The organism is Granulicella sp. L56, from assembly GCF_009765835.1.
Classification (GTDB): Bacteria; Acidobacteriota; Terriglobia; order Terriglobales; family Acidobacteriaceae; genus Edaphobacter.
Genome location: NZ_LMUS01000006.1, coordinates 790,958 through 809,204 on the forward strand (window position 1 = coordinate 790,958; position 18,247 = coordinate 809,204).

The 18,247-nt window shown below is 54.0% G+C and carries 16 protein-coding genes; 9 read left to right on the forward strand and 7 right to left on the reverse strand.

The annotated features are described in order from the left end of the window. Positions 1 to 167: 167 nt before the first annotated feature. The gene (locus GSQ81_RS11230; protein ID WP_158910833.1) at positions 168 to 884 is read right to left on the reverse strand and encodes an esterase family protein; all 717 of its coding nucleotides are present in this window, start codon (positions 882 to 884) and stop codon (positions 168 to 170) included. Between the two features lie 176 nt (positions 885 to 1,060). Between GSQ81_RS11230 and rpsP the strand changes: the two genes are divergently transcribed. The 8 genes from rpsP (at position 1,061) to pdxH (ending at position 6,043) form a co-directional block, all read left to right on the forward strand. Next, a complete protein-coding gene (gene rpsP, locus GSQ81_RS11235; RefSeq protein WP_158910834.1) occupies positions 1,061 to 1,315 on the forward strand; it encodes a 30S ribosomal protein S16 in 255 nt (84 codons plus the stop codon). A 280-nt stretch (positions 1,316 to 1,595) separates the two neighbouring features. Continuing rightward, complete coding sequence (locus tag GSQ81_RS11240) at positions 1,596 to 1,889, forward strand: KH domain-containing protein (RefSeq protein WP_158910835.1); 294 nt, start codon at positions 1,596 to 1,598, stop codon at positions 1,887 to 1,889. A gap of 28 nt (positions 1,890 to 1,917) precedes the next feature. Continuing rightward, positions 1,918 to 2,553 carry a ribosome maturation factor RimM gene (gene rimM, locus GSQ81_RS11245; protein WP_158910836.1) on the forward strand — a complete coding sequence of 212 codons (636 nt, stop codon included), beginning with the start codon at positions 1,918 to 1,920 and terminating at the stop codon, positions 2,551 to 2,553. A 41-nt stretch (positions 2,554 to 2,594) separates the two neighbouring features. Next, the gene (gene trmD, locus GSQ81_RS11250; RefSeq protein ID WP_158910837.1) at positions 2,595 to 3,419 is read left to right on the forward strand and encodes a tRNA (guanosine(37)-N1)-methyltransferase TrmD; all 825 of its coding nucleotides are present in this window, start codon (positions 2,595 to 2,597) and stop codon (positions 3,417 to 3,419) included. A gap of 65 nt (positions 3,420 to 3,484) precedes the next feature. Beyond that, complete coding sequence (gene rplS, locus GSQ81_RS11255) at positions 3,485 to 3,841, forward strand: 50S ribosomal protein L19 (RefSeq protein ID WP_158910838.1); 357 nt, start codon at positions 3,485 to 3,487, stop codon at positions 3,839 to 3,841. A gap of 86 nt (positions 3,842 to 3,927) precedes the next feature. After that, complete coding sequence (locus GSQ81_RS11260) at positions 3,928 to 4,695, forward strand: ribonuclease HII (protein ID WP_158910839.1); 768 nt, start codon at positions 3,928 to 3,930, stop codon at positions 4,693 to 4,695. Positions 4,696 to 4,700: 5 nt separating this feature from the next. Further along, positions 4,701 to 5,417 carry a PIG-L deacetylase family protein gene (locus GSQ81_RS11265; RefSeq protein WP_158910840.1) on the forward strand — a complete coding sequence of 239 codons (717 nt, stop codon included), beginning with the start codon at positions 4,701 to 4,703 and terminating at the stop codon, positions 5,415 to 5,417. A 29-nt stretch (positions 5,418 to 5,446) separates the two neighbouring features. Beyond that, entirely contained in the window at positions 5,447 to 6,043 is a 597-nt protein-coding gene (gene pdxH, locus GSQ81_RS11270; protein ID WP_216846421.1) for a pyridoxamine 5'-phosphate oxidase, read from the forward strand. Positions 6,044 to 6,053: 10 nt separating this feature from the next. Here pdxH and GSQ81_RS11275 read toward each other — a convergent pair whose 3' ends face one another. Genes GSQ81_RS11275 through bglX form a run of 3 tightly spaced genes read right to left on the reverse strand, consistent with a single transcriptional unit; the run spans position 6,054 to position 9,961 of the window. Continuing rightward, positions 6,054 to 6,410: an SMP-30/gluconolactonase/LRE family protein gene (locus tag GSQ81_RS11275; protein ID WP_158912188.1), complete on the reverse strand. Its 357-nt coding sequence runs from the start codon at positions 6,408 to 6,410 to the stop codon at positions 6,054 to 6,056. Continuing rightward, on the reverse strand, positions 6,394 to 7,614 hold the full coding sequence (locus GSQ81_RS11280; RefSeq protein WP_158910841.1) for a glycoside hydrolase family 5 protein: 1,221 nt from the start codon (positions 7,612 to 7,614) through the stop codon (positions 6,394 to 6,396). Before GSQ81_RS11280 ends, GSQ81_RS11275 begins: the two co-directional genes overlap by 17 nt. A gap of 13 nt (positions 7,615 to 7,627) precedes the next feature. Further along, positions 7,628 to 9,961 (reverse strand): beta-glucosidase BglX, encoded by a 2,334-nt coding sequence (bglX, locus tag GSQ81_RS11285; RefSeq protein WP_158910842.1) that lies wholly within the window; start codon positions 9,959 to 9,961, stop codon positions 7,628 to 7,630. A 287-nt stretch (positions 9,962 to 10,248) separates the two neighbouring features. On the opposite strand from bglX, the gene GSQ81_RS11290 reads away from it, so the two are divergent. Then, positions 10,249 to 11,319 (forward strand): LacI family DNA-binding transcriptional regulator, encoded by a 1,071-nt coding sequence (locus tag GSQ81_RS11290; RefSeq protein WP_158910843.1) that lies wholly within the window; start codon positions 10,249 to 10,251, stop codon positions 11,317 to 11,319. 13 nt (positions 11,320 to 11,332) lie between these two features. Here GSQ81_RS11290 and GSQ81_RS11295 read toward each other — a convergent pair whose 3' ends face one another. From GSQ81_RS11295 to GSQ81_RS11305, 3 genes are all read right to left on the reverse strand, one after another. After that, a complete protein-coding gene (locus tag GSQ81_RS11295; RefSeq protein WP_254060131.1) occupies positions 11,333 to 12,973 on the reverse strand; it encodes a CRTAC1 family protein in 1,641 nt (546 codons plus the stop codon). A gap of 189 nt (positions 12,974 to 13,162) precedes the next feature. Continuing rightward, on the reverse strand, positions 13,163 to 14,341 hold the full coding sequence (locus GSQ81_RS11300; protein WP_256369668.1) for a tetratricopeptide repeat protein: 1,179 nt from the start codon (positions 14,339 to 14,341) through the stop codon (positions 13,163 to 13,165). Between the two features lie 85 nt (positions 14,342 to 14,426). Continuing rightward, positions 14,427 to 17,840 carry a carboxypeptidase-like regulatory domain-containing protein gene (locus tag GSQ81_RS11305; protein WP_254060132.1) on the reverse strand — a complete coding sequence of 1,138 codons (3,414 nt, stop codon included), beginning with the start codon at positions 17,838 to 17,840 and terminating at the stop codon, positions 14,427 to 14,429. Between the last annotated feature and the right edge of the window lie 407 nt (positions 17,841 to 18,247).

The window sequence follows — 18,247 nt, forward strand, 5'->3', positions numbered from 1 at the left end:
GTCCTCCTTCGCTCAACCTCGCGGCCGCGATGCGGTCCGTTGGCTGACATAGAGGAGTCTACCGTACGCCTCAGATTGAGCAAGAGAATTTTACTGGGCAAAGAAGTTGAGAAAGCCGACGTGGAACAGGATGCCAATCTTCTTCAAAGAACTCTCCCTTGGTGCGTTTACAGATAGGCCTGAATCATGCGTTGCCAGGTGTGCCAGTCGTGGCCAGCGTCGTCGCCCCAGACGTCGAGGCGACAGGGAATCTCCTTGGTATGGAGAATGTGGGCCATCTGCTGGTTCATGTCGCGGCACACGTCGTTGATGCCGGTGGCGAGGACACAGGTGTTGCGACGATAGGAGTCGAAGTAATGAGCATCGCTCATGTTTGGCATGTAGTGGGTGGGGAGGTTGAGGTAACAGTCCTGGTCGTAGTAGCCGGAGAGAAAGCCGGAGGGGTCGAGCGCACCTCCCATGGAGAGGATTCCGGTGAAGATCTCGGGATAACGGAGGGCAATATTGACCGCATGGTAACCACCAAAGCTGCACCCGATGGCGCTGAGGCTGGAACTGGAACTGCCGTTGCGGTGGTGAACGAAGGGGACAATCTCTTCGAGGATGTAGTGCTCGAAACGAAGGTGCCGGGCGACCCGAGCGCGTGGAACGACGGTGCGGTTGTACCAGCTTTCGGCGTCAACGGAATCAATACAAAAGAGTTGCAGGTGACCAGCTTCGAGCTTGTGCCGGACGGCGTTGACCATGCCGCGGTCCTCGAAGTCGAAGAAGCGTCCGCAGGAGGTAGAAAAGGCGATTGCTGGTGGCCCGGCATGTCCGAAGACGAGGACTTCCATCTCCCGCCCGAGGGCAGGCGATAACCATTTGTGATATTCGCGGTTCACTGGCTCTATTGTAGCGAGATTGAGAGATGGGAATTTTGGGCAGCCTGAGCATTGCGAAAAGCTGTCTTTTCGGCCATACTTAGGTGTTGGGCTGTATCAGTCCTGTCCTGTGTTAAGAATTTCGCGGACCGGCGTCAGGCTCAAAATAACAGTTCTGAAAGGCATTCCTAGTGTTGATGATCCGTTTGGCGCGCGTTGGAGCGCGTAAGCAGCCCCACTATCGCGTCGTTGTAATCGAAAAGGACCGCGCCCGCAATGGCCGGTCGGTTGAAGTCGTGGGCACGTACAATCCCCGCACAAACCCCGCGACCGTCGACCTGAAGCGCGACCGCATTGACTACTGGGTAGGCAATGGCGCGCAGTTGTCGGACCGGGTCGGAAAGCTGGTGGCTCAGGCCCCTGCTGCGACTGAGACTGCGTCTGCCGCTTAAGTCACGTTACTGGTGAATCTTTGGGAACGAAAAGCAGGGTTCCCAAAGATTTCGTAACAGAACCGGTTCCTTATCGCATCGTGCACATTACTCACGTAGAATTTCTCTATTGCACCGTCGATGAATCGGCTGTGCAAAATGGGAACAGCATGGTGTACTCAACCAGGCTCCCCATGAACCGTTGTGATGCTCGTAGCAGCACAGCCTGGAAGATCTCGCATCAGATGAGACTAAAGGTTGAGCGTGAGCATTGTGGCGTGACTCCCAAGAGGTGTGTGTAATGGATGAAGCCATGCAATTGGCGTCAGGTGACGATTCTGCGAAAAAGATGAGCGACCTGGTCGCTGAACTTGCCCGCGCGTTGGTGGATAAACCGGAAGAGGTCTCTGTAGAGACCATTCAGGATGGCGACGGGACGCTGCTGCGGCTGCATGTGGCGCAGAGCGACGTGGGCAAAGTGATCGGTAAGCAGGGCAGGACGGCGCGCTCGATACGAACCGTGTTGAGCGCGGCCAGCATGAAGCTGAAACGCCGCTTTTCACTGGACATCGTAGAAGAGAACAGAGCATCGTGATCTGCTGAGTTAATTTTCGTTTCAACCTATGACAGCAAACGCTTCTTCGTGGATCGCGCTGGCTCACCTGCTACGGCCTCAAGGCCGTAAGGGTGAGTTGCTTGCGGAGCTATTGACCGACTTTCCTGAACGGTTCGAAGAACGAAAACAGGTCTTTCTTGCCGCGCCAGGCTTTGACGGCGAGGCTACGCAAGCACGTGTCGCGGATGTAGTCGCGTTCTGGCTGCCTGTGGGCAAGAACGAGGGACGCATTGTGCTGCAATTTTCCGGGGTGGATTCGATTAGCCAGGCAGAGGCACTGGCCGGGCTTGAGGTTCTTGTTCCGGACGATGAACGGGCACCGCTGGACGACGACGCGGTCTATATCAGCGAATTGGTCGGCTGCACCGTTTACGACGGCACAATTGCGGTGGGCGTGATCGCCGATGTTCAGTTCCCTGCCACGGCGGATGGCTCCCGACGGCTGGAAGAAGCTGCACCTTTGCTGGAGGTTACATCCCCCGATGGTAATGAGATTTTGATTCCCTTTGCGAAGGCCTTCGTGGTCGGGGTGGATACTAAAGTGAAGCGGGTGGACATGACTCTGCCAAAAGGACTGCTGGAGGTAAACCAGTCCCCGAGTCCGAGTGAGGATGTGAAGACTCGCGAGGGGTCGAAGCGGTAGCTGGTCTTTGCGGCACAGTGCAGGCCCTAAACTGAATGCTTATGCGCTTCGATATCATTACGATCTTTCCCGGCTTCTTCGATAGTCCGCTGGACTATGGGATTCTGAAGCGCGCCCGTACAACGGGGTTGGTGGATGTGGCTACGCATGACCTGCGCGGCTTTACTCACGACCGGCACCGGACGGTGGATGATCGCCCGTTTGGCGGCGGCGAGGGCATGGTATTGAAGCCGGAGCCAATTTATGACGCTATCGCTTCGCTGGGAATTTCATCCAAAAGCGACCGGCAGCAAAACAAGGAGACAGTGATTCTGCTGTCGGCACAGGGACGGCCATTTACTCAGGCTATGGCGCATGAACTTGCCGCTACGGAGCGCGTGGTGATTATCTGCGGGCGCTACGAAGGCGTGGACGAGCGCATAAACGAGATGCTCTGCGACCGCGAGATCTCGATTGGAGATTACGTGCTTTCGGGTGGAGAGCTGGCAGCGGCTGTGATTGTAGACGCCGTAGTCCGGTTGCTGCCGGGTGCGCTGGGCAATCCTGATTCGTCTCGGTTTGAGAGCTTTGGGGCCGATGACGTGGCCGAGGATGGCGAGTCTGTGGATGGGGTTCCGCGGAGCACGCATGGCGCGGGAGGGTTGCTGGACTATCCGCACTACACGCGGCCTGCAGAGTTTCGCGGGATTGCGATTCCAGAGGCTTTGCGAGGCGGAGACCACGAGGCGATTCGACGCTGGCGGCGAAGAATGGCGCTGGACAAGACGCTGCGAAACCGGCCCGATCTGCTGGACAAAATTGCGATCAGCGAGGAAGACCGGGAGATGCTGGCGGAGCTTCGGCCGGATAGCGAACATGAGGCTTAAATAGGGACTTTGGCGACCATATTCGTGTACACTAAAGACTCGAGTCCAAACACAGGAAAGTTGTCATGTCGATCAATCCAATCATGCAGAAGCTGGCCGCCAAGTTCGAGCGGACCGATTTACCCGAGTTTGCCCCTGGCGATACCGTCCGCGTTCAAGTCAAGATCCGCGAGGGCGAAAAAGAACGTCTGCAGGCGTTTGAAGGCATGGTGATTGCCTCCCGTAAGGGAGCCCAGGGCACCTTTACCGTTCGCAAGATGAGCTTCGGCCAGGGCGTCGAGCGCATCTTCCCCTACAACTCCAAGGTCGTCGACAAGGTCGAGAAGATTCGCTCCTACGAAGTTCGCCGCTCCAAGCTGTTCTACCTGCGCGGTCTGCGTGGCAAGGCTGCCCGTCTGCGTGAAGTCGAGCGCGCCAAGTAAGCTTCCATCCTTCTTTTTACAGAGCCACGACTTCGGTCGTGGCTTCGTTTTGCGCGGTGCCGGTTATACACTCGTTGATGACGCGTATGGCCTCTGTTGCATCGATTCGAATCTCGAAGACAGTCACTGCCGCAACTGCAAAGCAGCGGATGCTGAAGCAGCTTGTGTGCAGCGATGCACCCGAACAGGCGTTGCGTTACCACGGCTTTCGCAGCATTGCCGGTGTGGATGAAGTTGGCCGTGGAGCGTTGTTCGGACCTGTGGTCGCGGCTGCAGTGATTCTTCCCGAACGCCTAAGCGGACTGGCAAACGCCGGGCTGACGGATTCGAAACAGTTGACACAGGAGCAGCGCGAGCAGTTGAACAAACGCATCAGGCGGATGGCGATTGCGGTTTGCATTGCCGAGGTGGACGCTGTGACGATCGACCGCGTGAATATCTACCAGGCGACGCGAATGGCCATGCTAGCTGCTGTGCGGGGTCTGGAGGTTACTCCCGATCATCTGCTGATTGATGCCATGCGGCTGGACCATCCCTGCAAACAGACAAAGTTGATCTATGGAGACTCGTTGAGTCTTTCAATTGCTGCCGCTTCAGTAGTAGCTAAGGTGTACCGGGATGCGTTGATGCGCGACTTAGACCTGGTGCATCCAGGATATGGGCTGGCGTCGCATAAAGGCTATGGCACGCCGGAGCATCGGCGCGCGCTGGCTGAGCGTGGCCCGTGTGCGTTGCACCGGCGAACGTTTGCTCCAGTACGCGCAGTCGATCCAGATGCTATGGTCGAGGCACAGGTCGCGGAAGAGTTGCTGTTCGATGATTTCAAATTGGAAGAGGGGACGAATTGGGATTGAAATTGATGTGTGTTGTAGCGCATCCCGATGATGAATGTTTTGCATTCGGTGGAGCGCTGGCGTTGGCCGCGGAGAATGGAGTTGAGACTTACGTCATCTGCCTGACCGATGGGCAAGCTGCTACGAACCGGGGCGATGCGACGTCGGGCGAGGCGTTGGGAAAGCTGCGGCGAGAAGAGTTTACCGCGTCGTGCAAGGTACTTGGCGTGTCCAGGCAAGAGTTGCTGGACTATCACGATGCTCGTTTGGAGTTTATCGATTTTTCGCAGGCGGCCGGGCGGCTGGTGGAGAAGATGCGACAGTTTCGTCCTGATGTCGTAATTACATTTGGCACCGATGGCGGACTGAATACGCACCCCGATCACATGATGGTTTCGATGCTGACTACGGCTGCGTTCCATTGGTCAGGGCAAGCGAAACGGTATCCGCAGCTTGGCCCGGTGCATGAGCCGCAGCGGCTTTTTTATCTCAGCACGAACTTCTTCATCCCTGGCAGGCAGGCACCGAAGCCGATGCCCTGGACGGTCACACTCAACATTGAATCCGTGCGAGCTCAGAAGACAGAGGCATTTCGACAGCATGCTTCGCAGGCTCCTTTGATGGAGCAGACGAAGGAGCTGTTTGCAAAGTACGGGGCCGAGGAGTTTTATACACTGGTGGCGGCGAAGGAACCGCAGCCAGCGCATCTAGAGGAAGATCTATTCGATGGGCTGGATGAATAGCGTACCCTGCGGCAGTGTGGTGAACCAATATGAACATGACTGACGCAGAAGCTGCGGTGGAACCAATTGCACTGTTTCGCGCATGGATGCGTGAGGCAGAGGCTGGAGAACCCAACGATCCGAATGCTGTGGCGTTGGCTACTGCGACAAGGGAGGGTGCGCCGAGTGTTCGCATGGTGTTGCTGAAAGGATTGGATGAGCGTGGATTCGCCTTCTACACCAACGCAGAAAGCCGGAAGGGTTTGGAGCTGTCCGAGAATCCGCGAGCAGCGATGTGCTTTCACTGGAAGTCGCTGCGCAGACAGGTGCGTGTAGAAGGCTTAGTTTCAGAGCTGCCCGATGCAGAGGCTGATGCTTACTTTCATAGCCGCTCGCGAGGTAGCCAGCTTGGAGCAGTCGCCTCGCGGCAGAGCAGACCGTTAGCCAGCCGACAAGCATTGGAAGAGCGTGTCCTCTCTGTAGAGGAACGCTGTCCTGATGATGTTCCCCGCCCTGATTTTTGGCGCGGGTATGTTCTGTGGCCGGAGCGGATCGAGTTTTGGATAAATGGCGCCGAACGGCTGCATGACCGCTTCTTATTTTCGCGTGTCGATAGCACCTGGATGAAGGAACAGCTATATCCCTAATGACCGTGTTCTAACGCAACCCCTTCACCTTGGTCCGCACCGAATAGAGTGATTTGCGCGTGAGAATAAACAACGTTCGCCCATCCTTTCCTCCAAAAACAAGGTTGATAGGCCTCTCCGGGACGTCAATCGTATCGATCAGTCTGCCCGAAGGGCTGTATACGCATATCTGACCAGTCGCAATAAATACATTTCCTTCAGCATCCTGAGCAACACCTTCGCCACCCTGCTCCGCAAAGAGCTTTGTGTTCATCAATGTCCCATCAGACCCCACATTGGACACGTAAGTTTTCTCTTGCGATTCATCGCTGCTATAGAAGAGATAACCAGGAACTATATCGTTATTGATTTCAATTTGCCGAAACAGGCTTCATGCCAAGTGCTTTCAAATAGCCTGGATTAACATGACAGTTCTGCAACTTGATGTTCTCGAGCAATCCTGCAAAGGCACGGTTGGTTGCGTCCTGATCCGGTCTTGCCTTGAGGCGCTCTTCGACCTGCCCTGTTCCTCGCGGCAGTTTGGCAAAGGCAACGATTTTGTCCCATTCTTCAGGCGGTGTAATCGTGACGACGGCTGAGCTCTTCGACATTTTCTTATAGGGCCAGAAGGTCCAGCCTATGTCGTTTTTGTTGAGCAGATCGACGAACTGCGTAATCCACTCGTCGGTATTTTCTCCGGACTCACCCATCCAGATAGGAACGTTATAACGATCACGAAAATCGAGATACTGCTGAATGACTGAAACATCAGTCTCGGACCAATACTTGTGAAACGTGTAGGCAGTATTGTTGTCGAATGGCTGATGGAAGACCGAAAAGTTGCTGTCCCACTGTGCGCCACCAAGAAAGAGGATGTGGTGGGTATCGACCTGACGGATAGCTGTCGTCAGCTTCTTGTAAACCGGTTCAAGCTTGGCATTTAACGGTGCAAGGCTTGGATAGTGTGGGATTGGCTCGTTCAGCAGGTCGTAGCCAAGCACGGTTGGATTGTCTTTATAGCGACCGGCAATTCGTTGCCATACGGCGACCAGATGAGCCTGCTCACGCGGACTATCGTATAACCAAGGATAGCCATAGCTGTCATCGATATTCGCCCCAGTCTGGCCGCCCGGAGCAGCGTGCATATCTATGATGACGTATAACCCTTCCTCGTGACTCCATTGGATGACGCGGTCGAGCAGAGCGAAGCCTTCTGAGTTATCCGTCTCGAAGAACTTGTAGTGGATCGGGATGCGAATAGTGTTGAAGCCAGCCTCGTGCAGAAGATGGATGTCCTGCCGTGTGATGTAGTCTTGCCGATACTGACGCCAGAAGTCTGTAGCCTTGTCCGGCCCGAGCAGTTCCGTCACAAGACCTTCGATCTCGCGAGCCGATTGCGGGCCACCATCGAAGTTCCACATGTAGCCCTCTGGCATAAACCAGTTGCCAAGGTTTGTTCCGCGGATAAGAAACGGCTTACCATGCGCATCAACAATCTGCTTTTGCTGTGTATGAGCGAACTGCGCAGATACGCTGAGCGGTAAGAGACAAAAGAGAAAAACGGCGACACACAACATTCGACGAGTCAGCATAAGTTACTCCTTCTTATTGCGACAAAACTGTGAAGGTCGCGTGATCGGTAGCGGCCGAGCTGGTTCCTATCCAGAGATCGAAGATACCGGGCTCGATTGCCCAGTGGTGCGTCTGCGAGCTCCAGAAGCCAAGATCACGAGTGTCGAGTTGCAGCGTGACCGTCTGCGTCTCTCCCGGCTTGAGTGTTATACGACGAAAACCCTTCAGCTCACGCACTGGACGAGAGGCGCTCCCGGACCGTTGATGAGTATAAAGCTGCACGACCTCATCACCCGCAACCGATCCGGTGTTCTGTACATCGACCGAGACCGCCAGCGATGAACCTGACTTTACAGAGGAAGAGGCCAGTTTGAGGCCATCCAGTTTAAAGCTGGTATAGCTAAGCCCGTAACCAAACGGATAGAGCGGTGCGCTGGAGCCATCCCAATAGCGTGTGTCGGGATCATGGGGAATCTGAGTTAGATTGCGTGCATAAAAAATAGGAACCTGACCTACACTGCGCGGCCAGCTTACTGGCAACTTACCTCCGGGATTTGCGTCGCCGAAGAGTAAGTCAGCGATTGCATTTCCGCCTTCCGTGCCTGGATACCATGCATCGAGAATGGCCGGTACATGCTGCGAGGCCCACGTAATGTTAAGTGGCCGCCCGTTGAGAAGCACCAGAATTATTGGCTTGCCAGTTGCCACCGCAGCTTCAAGAAACTGCTGCTGCCTTCCGGGAAGTGTAAGTGTGGAACGAGAGGCGCGTTCACCGCTCATGTTCTGTGCCTCCCCGAGGACGAGAACGGTGACCTGAGATTTCTTAACGAGATCGATCGCGTGAGCAAACTCCGTATCCCGTTCCGCATCTGTCTTCAGCGTCGGCGGCGGACTGGGAAATTGGCTGTCAAAGATAGAGGGTTGCCCGCGCGCGATCTCAACTCCCTTTGTTGAGGACACGGTAGCATCTGCGCCAAGGCGCTGGCGGATGCCTTCGAGCACAGTGACTGCATCGGCAGGATGTCCGGCCAGACTCCATGAGCCCATGATGTCAGGCTTCGAATCGGCTAGTGGCCCGATGACTGCGATCGACTTCAGTGATTTACTGAGAGGGAGCAAGTGGCCTTCGTTGCGCAGCAAAACGGCAGTTCGCTCAGCAGCGACTCTGGCTGCATGGCGCTGTTCCGGCGAGACCAGTTGCGCGGATGCCTTCGATGGGTCAGCGTAGGGATGACTGAAGAGGCCAAGGCGATATTTGGTGGTAAGAATGCGCCGCACTGATTCATTGATGGTTGATTCCTTCACAAGTCCGTCTTTGACTGCGGCAGCAAGATTGTCACGATAGACATGACTCGTCATCTCCATGTCGACGCCGGCGTTCACGGCGCGCGCGGCTGCATCCTCGGGGCCGGAGGCAAAGCCATGCGTGGTCAAGTTAGTGACGGCATCCCAATCGCTAACCACAAAGCCATCGAACTTCCATTTGTCGCGAAGAACATCCTGCAATAAAAACTTGTTGCCAGCGGCTGGCACTCCGTTGAGGTCCATATAGGCTGGCATCAAAGAACCAGAGCCCGCGCGAACCGCAGCCTCAAACGGAGGAAAGTAGACGTTCCATAGCTGCTCATCCGAGATATCGGACGAGTCGTAGTCCCGTCCACCCACCGCAGCTCCATATCCTGCAAAGTGCTTTACGCAGGCAAGAATGTGGTTTGGGGAACCTAGCCGATCTCCCTGAAAGCCACGAACCTGGGCTGCTGCCATCTTGGAGCCAAGGTATGGATCTTCGCCAGCACCTTCCATAATGCGACCCCAGCGTGGATCGCGCGCAATATCGACCATTGGGGCGAACGTCCAATTGACACCAACCGCGCTGGCTTCCTTCGCGGCCATGCTCTGAACATGCTCGACCAAGTCCGGATCCCAAGAAGCTGCGAGGGCGAGCGGAACGGGATAGATAGTGCGAAATCCATGGACAACGTCGAATCCGAAGATAAGCGGAATGTGGAGACGGGTGCGGTCGACGGCGATATGTTGAAGGCGATTGATCTCGTTGGCATCAGTGAGAAAGAGGAATGAGCTCACTTGCCCGTCAAGAATGCGCTGATCTGGCGAGACATCTTGCGGCTGATTGAGCGCAATCTGGCTCATCTGTCCAATTTTCTCCTCCAGCGTCATCTTTCGCAGAAGATCGTTCACAAAACGAGCCGATTGCGTATCGCCAGCGCTCTGAATACGGTGATTTTGGGACGCTGGCCGCACTTGTGCCAACAGGCTGTGTGGGCACACACCACCTAGCAGTGCGAGCGACAAGCCGCCCACGGCAAATCGATGGATAAAGACTCGTGAAGCAAAACGACATGTCATTGGTAACTCCTGAAGTGATTCTTCCTTGAACGGGCACGCTGGATAATCAAGAGCCTAAAAGCTCTGCCATCGACGGCCACACAAAAACGTAGCTTATCCCGTAGCTCGATAAGTTTAGACAAACGTTTGTCCATTGTCCAATGAGAAATGGATGCCCAAAGCACCTCTCTTCGAAGTATGGCTGTTGGATGACGAGTCAAATTTTTGTATGACCACTCTGTGTTTCCTGTTGATACTCTCTAATCAGGACATTTCTTTACGCGAGAGACACTGCCAGCTAATCGTCTATGCCAAAACAGCCCGCACACCCTCCACGTACGGCACGCCCCGCCAGCCTCAAAATACTGGCCGAATATCTAGGCCTCAGCCCGTCTACAATATCGTTCGTCCTGAACGATGCCCCCGGCAGATCGATCCCAGAGGCCACCCGGCAACGCGTCAAAGCTGCGGCAGCCAAGTTCAACTACCAACCGAGCATGATTGCGCGTACCCTGCAGGGAAAGCGCATGCAGACCATCGGCGTGTTGCTGCCGGAGCTAGGCGAGGGATATCACTCCCAAGTCCTCAGCGGCGTTGGCGGCCTTCTGATGCGAGAGGGTTTTTTCTACTTCACCGTCCACCACCGGCACAAAAAAGAGTTGGTTTCTACCTATCCTGAACTGTTGCGGTCTCGCGGCGTCGATGGCATCCTAGCGATTGATACGCATCTGCCAGAAGACGCAGTGCTGCCATTACCCACGGTTCTTGTCGCGGGACATACGGAGCTGTCCGGGGTGACCAATGTAATTTTGAATCACGAGATGGCCGCGGAGCTCGCGCTCCGGCACCTCCACCAGCTTGGGCATCGCAAAATAGCATTCATGCAAGGACAGCCTTTCAGTTCTGACTCCGATACTCGTTGGGCTGCAACGATGCATGTAGCGCGAGAACTCGGGCTGGCAGTAAGCGACGACCTAACGATTCATCTCGAAAAAGATTCCCACTCGCCTGAGATCAGCTATCCCGGGATTCGCCACCTTATCCAGAGCCGACGGCCCTTTACGGCGGTTCTTTGCTTCAATGACGTATCCGCCATGGGAACCATACGCGCATTGCATGAAGCTGGACTTCGTGTACCGGCAGATGTGTCTGTACTCGGGTTTGACGATATCCAATCTTCTCAATATCAGGTTCCCAGCCTTACAACCATTCGTCAGCCGCTACAGAAGATGGGTAGTACAGCCGCCCGAATGCTGTTGAAGAAGCTCGCAGACGAGGTCACACCAGAGTTGATTCGAGTTGACCCAGAGCTGATTGTCCGCGAATCGACAGCGCAGGCGTGTAAGCCGCCAAAGAAGCGTGCCAGCTCTACAAACTAATCTTGCTACAACGTTATTGCGTAATTGCGGCATGCCGCGCTGGCGGTATGGGGGTAAGAACACCTCCCTGCTTCAGATGATAGAAGCGATCGCCTGCAATATTCTCAAAGAACTGTCGTTCCCCGTTCGGCCATAATACTTCGACCTTATCGATTCGGTCCTCGTGCCCTAGTCCGAAGTGCAGTCGAAGATCGCTTTGCGATAGATAACTCCCCCCGCTTCGAACCTCATCCATTTGCCGCTGCTTGCTAACCGTCACCCAGACCCGGGCGTTTAGTGCCATCAGGTTCTTTGGACTGCCTTCAAGGTCAAAGCTTACCCAGTGATTCGCCGGATCGCTTTTGGCTTGGAGAAGCATAGGGCCACCAGTCAGATTTTCCACTACTACATCGAGCTTGCCGGTATTGAAGAGGTCGCCAACCGCAAGTCCCCGGCTGACCTGAAGTTCACGCACAGCTTCCCCCGACTCTTCACTTACATCTTTGAATGTACCGTCGTGCTGGTTCTTGAAGACGAGTTTGGGTTCTTTATATCTCGTTCCCATCTTCACGCTGTCCACCTGTGGATAGACGTGACCATTTACCAGAATCAAGTCTTTCCAGCCGGAGTTATCGAGGTCCAGAAAGGCATCTCCCCAGCCGACGTAGGGCGAGCTCGAACGCGAGATCCCAGAGGCGCGCGAGACGTCGGAGAAGGTCATTCCGCCATCGTTGCGAAACATCGCGGCGTACTCATCGCTGAAGTGAGTTACCACAAGGCTCATCCTACCTACATTCAGATAGTCTCCAAGCGCGAGACCCATATTTGCCTGCTCCGTTCCGTCTTCGCTTACGGCAACGCCTGCGTCGTAGGCCATCTCCTTGAAGTGTCCATTGCCTTCGTTATGGTAGAGGTAGTTTGGTTCACCATCATTCCCAACGAAGAGATCGAGTTTCCCGTCATTGTCAAAATCCGACCACACCGCTCCCAGTCCAAAGAAATGATTTGCGTCATCGACGCCCGCCTGCCTTGCAACCTCGGTAAAAGTACCGTCTCCATTGTTGCGATATAAGGTGTCGGGAGCCCCTTTGAGCCCACGCGGTCCGCATTGAACAGCTATGCCATGATATTGGCAAGTCTTGCTGGATCCGAACTTTGGCAGATCATTCATGTCCAGATCGACATAGTGCGGCACAAATAGATCGGAGTTTCCGTCACCGTCATAATCGCCAAAGGTGACGCCGGTGGCCCATCCTGTATCTTTGTCGAGTCCCGCTGCCTTAGTGACATCGGTAAACGTGCCATCACCGTTGTTGCGATAGAGCACCACGCCGCCGAAACAACTGACAATCAGATCCGGCCTGCCATCGTTGTTATAGTCGCCCACCACCGCGCCCATTGCCCAGCATGGATAACCCACGCCAGCCTTCTCCGTAACATCCGTAAACGTTCCGTCGTGGTTGTTATGGAAGAGCGCGCTTCTCGCCTTCTTCCCGCCCAGCGTCATGGAGACGCTGGGCGCGTTGGTGAAATAGATATCGAGCCATCCGTCGCCATCGTAATCAAGCAGCGCAACACCACCACTCATCGATTCAACAATGTATTTTTGTTCCGGACTGGAGAGGTGTTCGAAATGAATACCGGTTGAAGCCGTAATATCCACTAGTTGTGGCACTCGCTCCTGGTCGGCGGAACGTTTACCCGAAATATTCGGGTGTGCAGAGTCCGATACTGACTTTGCCTGCGCTTGAATAAAACCGGTACACAGAATCAGGATGGCAGAACAGACTAGCTTTGTCGGGCATGATGAAAGGCCCACCCCATGCAATCGCCATATCTGTATCCTACGCAACGCTGAATGCATTTACTTATCCGGCTCATTCTGCGGACTTTCGAGCCGCATATCTTTATAGACCGCTCCCAGCTTTTCCTTGATGCCTTTGTACTTTTGATAGGCATCCATTTCACGTTTCGCATCGGCTGGCCGTTTCAACTTGCGAAAGGCCGTACTCAATCGATAGTGGGCCAGTACATTGGTGGGGTCAGCAGCAATCAGAGATTCCAGCAGCGGCAGAGCGGAGGAAGACTCATCCTTCTCGATATAGACATGGGCCAACCCCAGCGTTGCATCCACATCTCCCGGCACGAGCGCAAGTGCATGTTGGTAATATGCTATCGCTCCGTCGAAATCATCTTTTTCCACGGCGATGTCTCCAAGCCTCGATATTGCCTTCTCATCCCGACTATTTGCCTCGATGGCCAGCTTGTACTCCTGTTCTGCTTCCGCACGAAGCTTCAGATCAGAAGACGTACGCAGCGCCTCTGCCAATTCAAAGTGAATTCCCGGCAGGTTCGGATCAATTGCAATCGCCTTGCGAAGATCGGCGATCGTCCCTGAAGTATTTCCGATGCGATTAAGTTCGTGCGCCATCGCCTGATGCATCTGTCCGGAATTCGGCGCCGCCACCGATAAATCCAGAAGGGCTTCACCGGCCAGATCGGAATAGATGCGATAAGCCGCATAGAGTATTCGCGGATCAGTGGGTGCATCCTCTCGCAAGGCCTCGACAACTGCTGCCGCCCTGGGAAGCTCCTGCGCAGCAGTATAGAGCTCGATCAGCTCCAATCCAGCCTCAATCCGTACGCTTGGCTCTTTGAGTTGATCGACCACTGCCTGCAGATCAGCACGCGCCAGGTCACTCTTGCCAAGATTTCTTTCGCACATCCCGAGAAGCGCTCGGATCTTGATTAGTCCCGGCTGCTGTTCCACCGCACTGCGCAGGTGCGGCTCCGCCTGGGCATAATCCTTTTCAAAGAAGAGAAGCACGCCTAAATTTGCCTGCGCATCAATATTATTCGGATCCAGCGCAACAACCGCAGCAAACTCTTTCGCTGCGAGGGTTGGATTTTTTTGACTCAAAAGCTCATGTGCTCTCTGCTCATGCGCTTGAATCAACTTTGCTGATGAAACATTCGCAGACTGCGCTATCCCTGAGCCAACTCCACCCAGGCTCAATAGAAGAAGAAAAGAAAACACCTTCATTGCAAGACCGTTTGACCTTTCCAATAGGTCGTCCGATTAAAAGACATTGGGATGGCGGAGAATTCCGCCATCCCAACGGAGTGTATCAGAAGGTCAAACGACCACTCAGTTGCAGAGCACGAGTAGGATTAGCCAGGCCCGTAATTTTCGACGTTCCCGTTGTAATCGCGCCGTTTGGATCAACAGACAAATTAATATTGGGTTCCGAAAAATTCGCATGGTTGAATGCATTATTAGCATCAGCACGAATCTGCAGGTGGACCTGCTCCCAGATGACGAAGGTCTTGCCAAGGGACAGGTTAACAAGAGCAAATCCAGGTCCAGTCAGCTGGTTTCGTCTCTCGTTGCCGAAAGTTCCAGAGGCCGGGACTGCAAATGCCGCTTCGTTAAACCATTGGTTGACTCCACGTCCGGAAAGCTTCGGATTTCCGATCACGTTGGGATACCATTCAAAGTTACTGCCGGCCAGCGAATATGAGTTGGTCCCACTCGCCATCTGTGCAGTAAAAGGTTGGCCACTCTGAAGAACGAGCGTTCCTGATGCCTGCCATCCTCCGATAATTTCATCCAGGAACGAATTGTTATTCAAGAATTGCCTGCCTTTACCAAAAGGTAACTGATACAGGGCACTCCCTTTGAACGCGTTCCTAATGTCAAAGTTCGAGTTTCCATAGTTCGCCTTTGTGTCGAAAGCATTCTGCCAGGTTTCGTTGCCTCCATGGCTTCCCCAACCCGAAGAGTCCATATCATCCAGGAAGTGCGACCAAACATAATTGAAATTGAAGTTAAGTCCATGTGAGAAACGCTTCTCGATGGCAGCTTGCAGCGAATTGTAGTTTGAGCTCGCGTGTTCGTGAGGCACGGTGCCCGTTGCAGAGATCGATCCAAATTGTGGGTAGGGCCGGAATTGTTGATCGCTGCTTGAGAGCCTGCCCTCCGGGACCTGATTGATGTCGACTGGAAAGGGTAGGTCGTGACCGTAGCTTGCCACGTAGGCGAGAGAAGCCACGGTGTCGTTATTCAACTGCCGCTGCAGTTGGAGGTTCCATTGATAGGAGCCACCTACCGGCTGATCGTATTGGACATAATTGACCCCTTGACCATTGAATGCGTCGGGGGTTGTTGGGGCCGAAAGATAGGGCAGGTTCGTTCCTGTTCCCGAAAGAATCACAACTGGAGTAATACCGCTGGTATTGTCCGTCACTTGGCCCTGCGAACCAAAGGCGCCTCCCATTACGTTGCCGTTATAGGTGTCGTTACTCCAGTTATACGCATAGAGGCCAAATCCGCCTCGTACCGTTGTGTTGAGGTCTGGCTGGTAGGAAAACCCAACCCGAGGCAGGAAGGTGTTGTAGACAGGAGCCTGAATGGTTGTCCGGCCATTCGCATGAGTTGACCCATACCACATGGCGCCCAGAGTAGCAGTTGACGGATTCTGGATCGTCGGATCGAAGGAAAGTTCATTCCCCCTGATCTCACGCCAGCCGGTCTGAATTTGATAGCGCAAGCCTAGATTAATGGTCAGGTTCGAACGCACCTTATAGTCATCCTGAACGAACAACTGTGGGACTTTCATTCTGCCACCATATTCCGGCGTTACCTTCGCACTCCACTGCTGTGTTTGACCAAGCAGGAAGTCCGCATAGCTGAATCCCGTGGAACTGCTGCCTACATGTTGCGCCGTATATTGACCGGTGTAATTCATTGTTCCAGCGTTGGTATTGCCCCAAGCGGTGGAATTGTTCTGATAGATCAGGAGTTCGCCACCGAAGTGCAGAATGTGCTTGCCCCGAATAAGGGTAACTACATCGGATGGATCATACGAATGTTCTTTGTAAACTGCGTTGATATCAGATGAGATGATCGCATTGCCATTGGGAGCATTATTGTCATATCCTCCCGAAATATTAATGCTCGGGAAGTTATCCGCCTTGGAAAACTGCCATCCAAGCTTTCCTGGATATCCCTTACCAAGGGTCGCAGGCACAAAGAAGTTGAGTTGATTGGTATAACCCAATCTGAGTTCGTTGGTCATACTCGATGTAATCGTCCACACGTCGGTAACCTGTGCGTTATTCCTGCTAACGTCCCCGGTTCGACAGTTGATAGGGCAGATACCTGCGCCAAAGCTTTCGCCAGGATTGTCGCCCTCAGTATCGGAAATGGTCAACCTGTTGCCGGACGTAACGTCATAGTCCACTCGTCCGAAATAGCGTGTGAACGGATTACCAGCCCCAGAAGTATAGGTGTAGTTGTTGACCGTGAGACCGTTACTTTGCACCACTCCAGCCGCATTGGAACCAGGAAAGTACGTCTGAAGATTAGAAGCGACCGGGTCGATCCGGCTCCCAGGGATCTTGTTGCCATTGTGGTACTCATCCGCAAAAGAAGTGCGGCTGATGCAGGGGCATGTCGCTGTCGTACCGTCCGAATAAGTGTGCGTACCTGACTGCTGAATCACAGTCGTCGTGGCGGGATCGTAAAGGGTAGGGTATCCAGTGAAATCGCCGCTCATCACAGCAGCGGTAGGAATTGTATAAGCGACGGTGGGATTGCCCCCATTATCGATGATCTTGTCGTAATCGAAGAAGAAAAAGAGCTTCTTCTTGATAATGGGACCGCCGACGGAGCCGCCGTAATTGTGAAACCGCAGGAACGACTTCGTGGGGGTCTGTCCGGGAAAGGTATAGTTGTCCGCATTGAGCGCATCGTTCTGAAAATACTCGTAGGCCGAACCGTGAAACCTGTCCCCACCGCCCTTGCTGATCTGGTTGTAAAGCGTGCCGCCGATGCCATACTGCGCGGAGAAGTTCGAGGTCATGATCTGGACCTCTTGCACCGTCTCTTGAACACTGATATCAGAGTTCGCGCTCGCGGGCAGCGTTGTCGTCGCGCCGTCCGCCAGGACTGTACTGAAAGGCAAATTCCCATTCACTGCGAGCGTTGTTCCATTTGAAGTACCCGAACCCGTCGTTCCTTGCGCACCCATGGGTGCCCCCGCGGATCCTGCCAGCAGAATAACGAAGCTCGACCAGTCCGGCCCCTTCCCTACCTGGGGAAGCTGGGTCAGCGCCTCTGAACTCAGCGTGCTGGACTGCGCGCCGCTCTCTGTCTCTAAAAGAGGAACGTCGGTGTTGACGACAACCGATTCCGTTACGGCGCCGACACTCAACGCCGCGTTGACCGTCGTGTTTCCAACGACGACCGTAATGGAAGACCGCACCAGTTGAGTAAATCCTGGCTTCGAAAAAGTGATCTTGTAGTTGCCAGCGACGATCGAAGATGTGTCATACACGCCCGATTGGTTTGTCGTCAGATCCTTCGACACGCCGGTGTTAATGTTCACCACGGTTACAGTGGCATCCGGCAAGGCAGCCCCGGATGAATCGCTTACGATACCGCTTATGTCACCTGAATTGGTCGCCTGCGCAAACCCAATCCCGGTAAGTCCCGCGCACAGAAGACCTGTGAGCATTCCGGTAAGCCATCTTGATTTCATAGTCTTGCCTCCAAAAGTTGCTACAGCTATTGCTTTAATTGCTCATTGATATAACCATTGCGGCCAAAGACAAACGTTTGTCTTTAACGAGTCTACGAATGCGCTAGTAATTAAGCATGATCGATAGTGCCGCAGTCAAGCTTTTTTATTTAAATGCAGCAATCGCCGTCATCTGCACCGCTCCGTTCTCGAAGGGTTGAGTGCGGGTGAAGTGAGATCCAGTTTTGAATAAGGGGTGTGAAAAATTTGGAAATCTTTTATGCCGTTTTCGCTATTACCGGCGTCAATAAAAGATCCCCAAACGTATATAGAAATGATTCCTGCTGCTTCGTAATGCAAGAGTGCACTAGCTCAATCAAGTCGTCAGGCGCGTGTGGCAAATATCCCAACCGGACTGTGCCTGATCT

Excerpts from the sequence above, each read along its gene's own strand:
- GSQ81_RS11240 (WP_158910835.1), top strand. The coding sequence starts at position 1,596 with ATGGATGAAGCCATGCAATTGGCGTCAGGTGACGATTCTGCGAAAAAG.
- GSQ81_RS11305 (WP_254060132.1), bottom strand. The coding sequence starts at position 17,840 with ATGAAATCAAGATGGCTTACCGGAATGCTCACAGGTCTTCTGTGCGCG.
- trmD (WP_158910837.1), top strand. The coding sequence starts at position 2,595 with ATGCGCTTCGATATCATTACGATCTTTCCCGGCTTCTTCGATAGTCCG.
- GSQ81_RS11265 (WP_158910840.1), top strand. The coding sequence starts at position 4,701 with ATGTGTGTTGTAGCGCATCCCGATGATGAATGTTTTGCATTCGGTGGA.
- pdxH (WP_216846421.1), top strand. The coding sequence starts at position 5,447 with ATGAACATGACTGACGCAGAAGCTGCGGTGGAACCAATTGCACTGTTT.
- rpsP (WP_158910834.1), top strand. The coding sequence starts at position 1,061 with ATGATCCGTTTGGCGCGCGTTGGAGCGCGTAAGCAGCCCCACTATCGC.
- GSQ81_RS11290 (WP_158910843.1), top strand. The coding sequence starts at position 10,249 with ATGCCAAAACAGCCCGCACACCCTCCACGTACGGCACGCCCCGCCAGC.
- GSQ81_RS11280 (WP_158910841.1), bottom strand. The coding sequence starts at position 7,614 with ATGCTGACTCGTCGAATGTTGTGTGTCGCCGTTTTTCTCTTTTGTCTC.
- rplS (WP_158910838.1), top strand. The coding sequence starts at position 3,485 with ATGTCGATCAATCCAATCATGCAGAAGCTGGCCGCCAAGTTCGAGCGG.
- GSQ81_RS11260 (WP_158910839.1), top strand. The coding sequence starts at position 3,928 with ATGGCCTCTGTTGCATCGATTCGAATCTCGAAGACAGTCACTGCCGCA.
- rimM (WP_158910836.1), top strand. The coding sequence starts at position 1,918 with ATGACAGCAAACGCTTCTTCGTGGATCGCGCTGGCTCACCTGCTACGG.
- GSQ81_RS11300 (WP_256369668.1), bottom strand. The coding sequence starts at position 14,341 with ATGAAGGTGTTTTCTTTTCTTCTTCTATTGAGCCTGGGTGGAGTTGGC.
- bglX (WP_158910842.1), bottom strand. The coding sequence starts at position 9,961 with ATGACATGTCGTTTTGCTTCACGAGTCTTTATCCATCGATTTGCCGTG.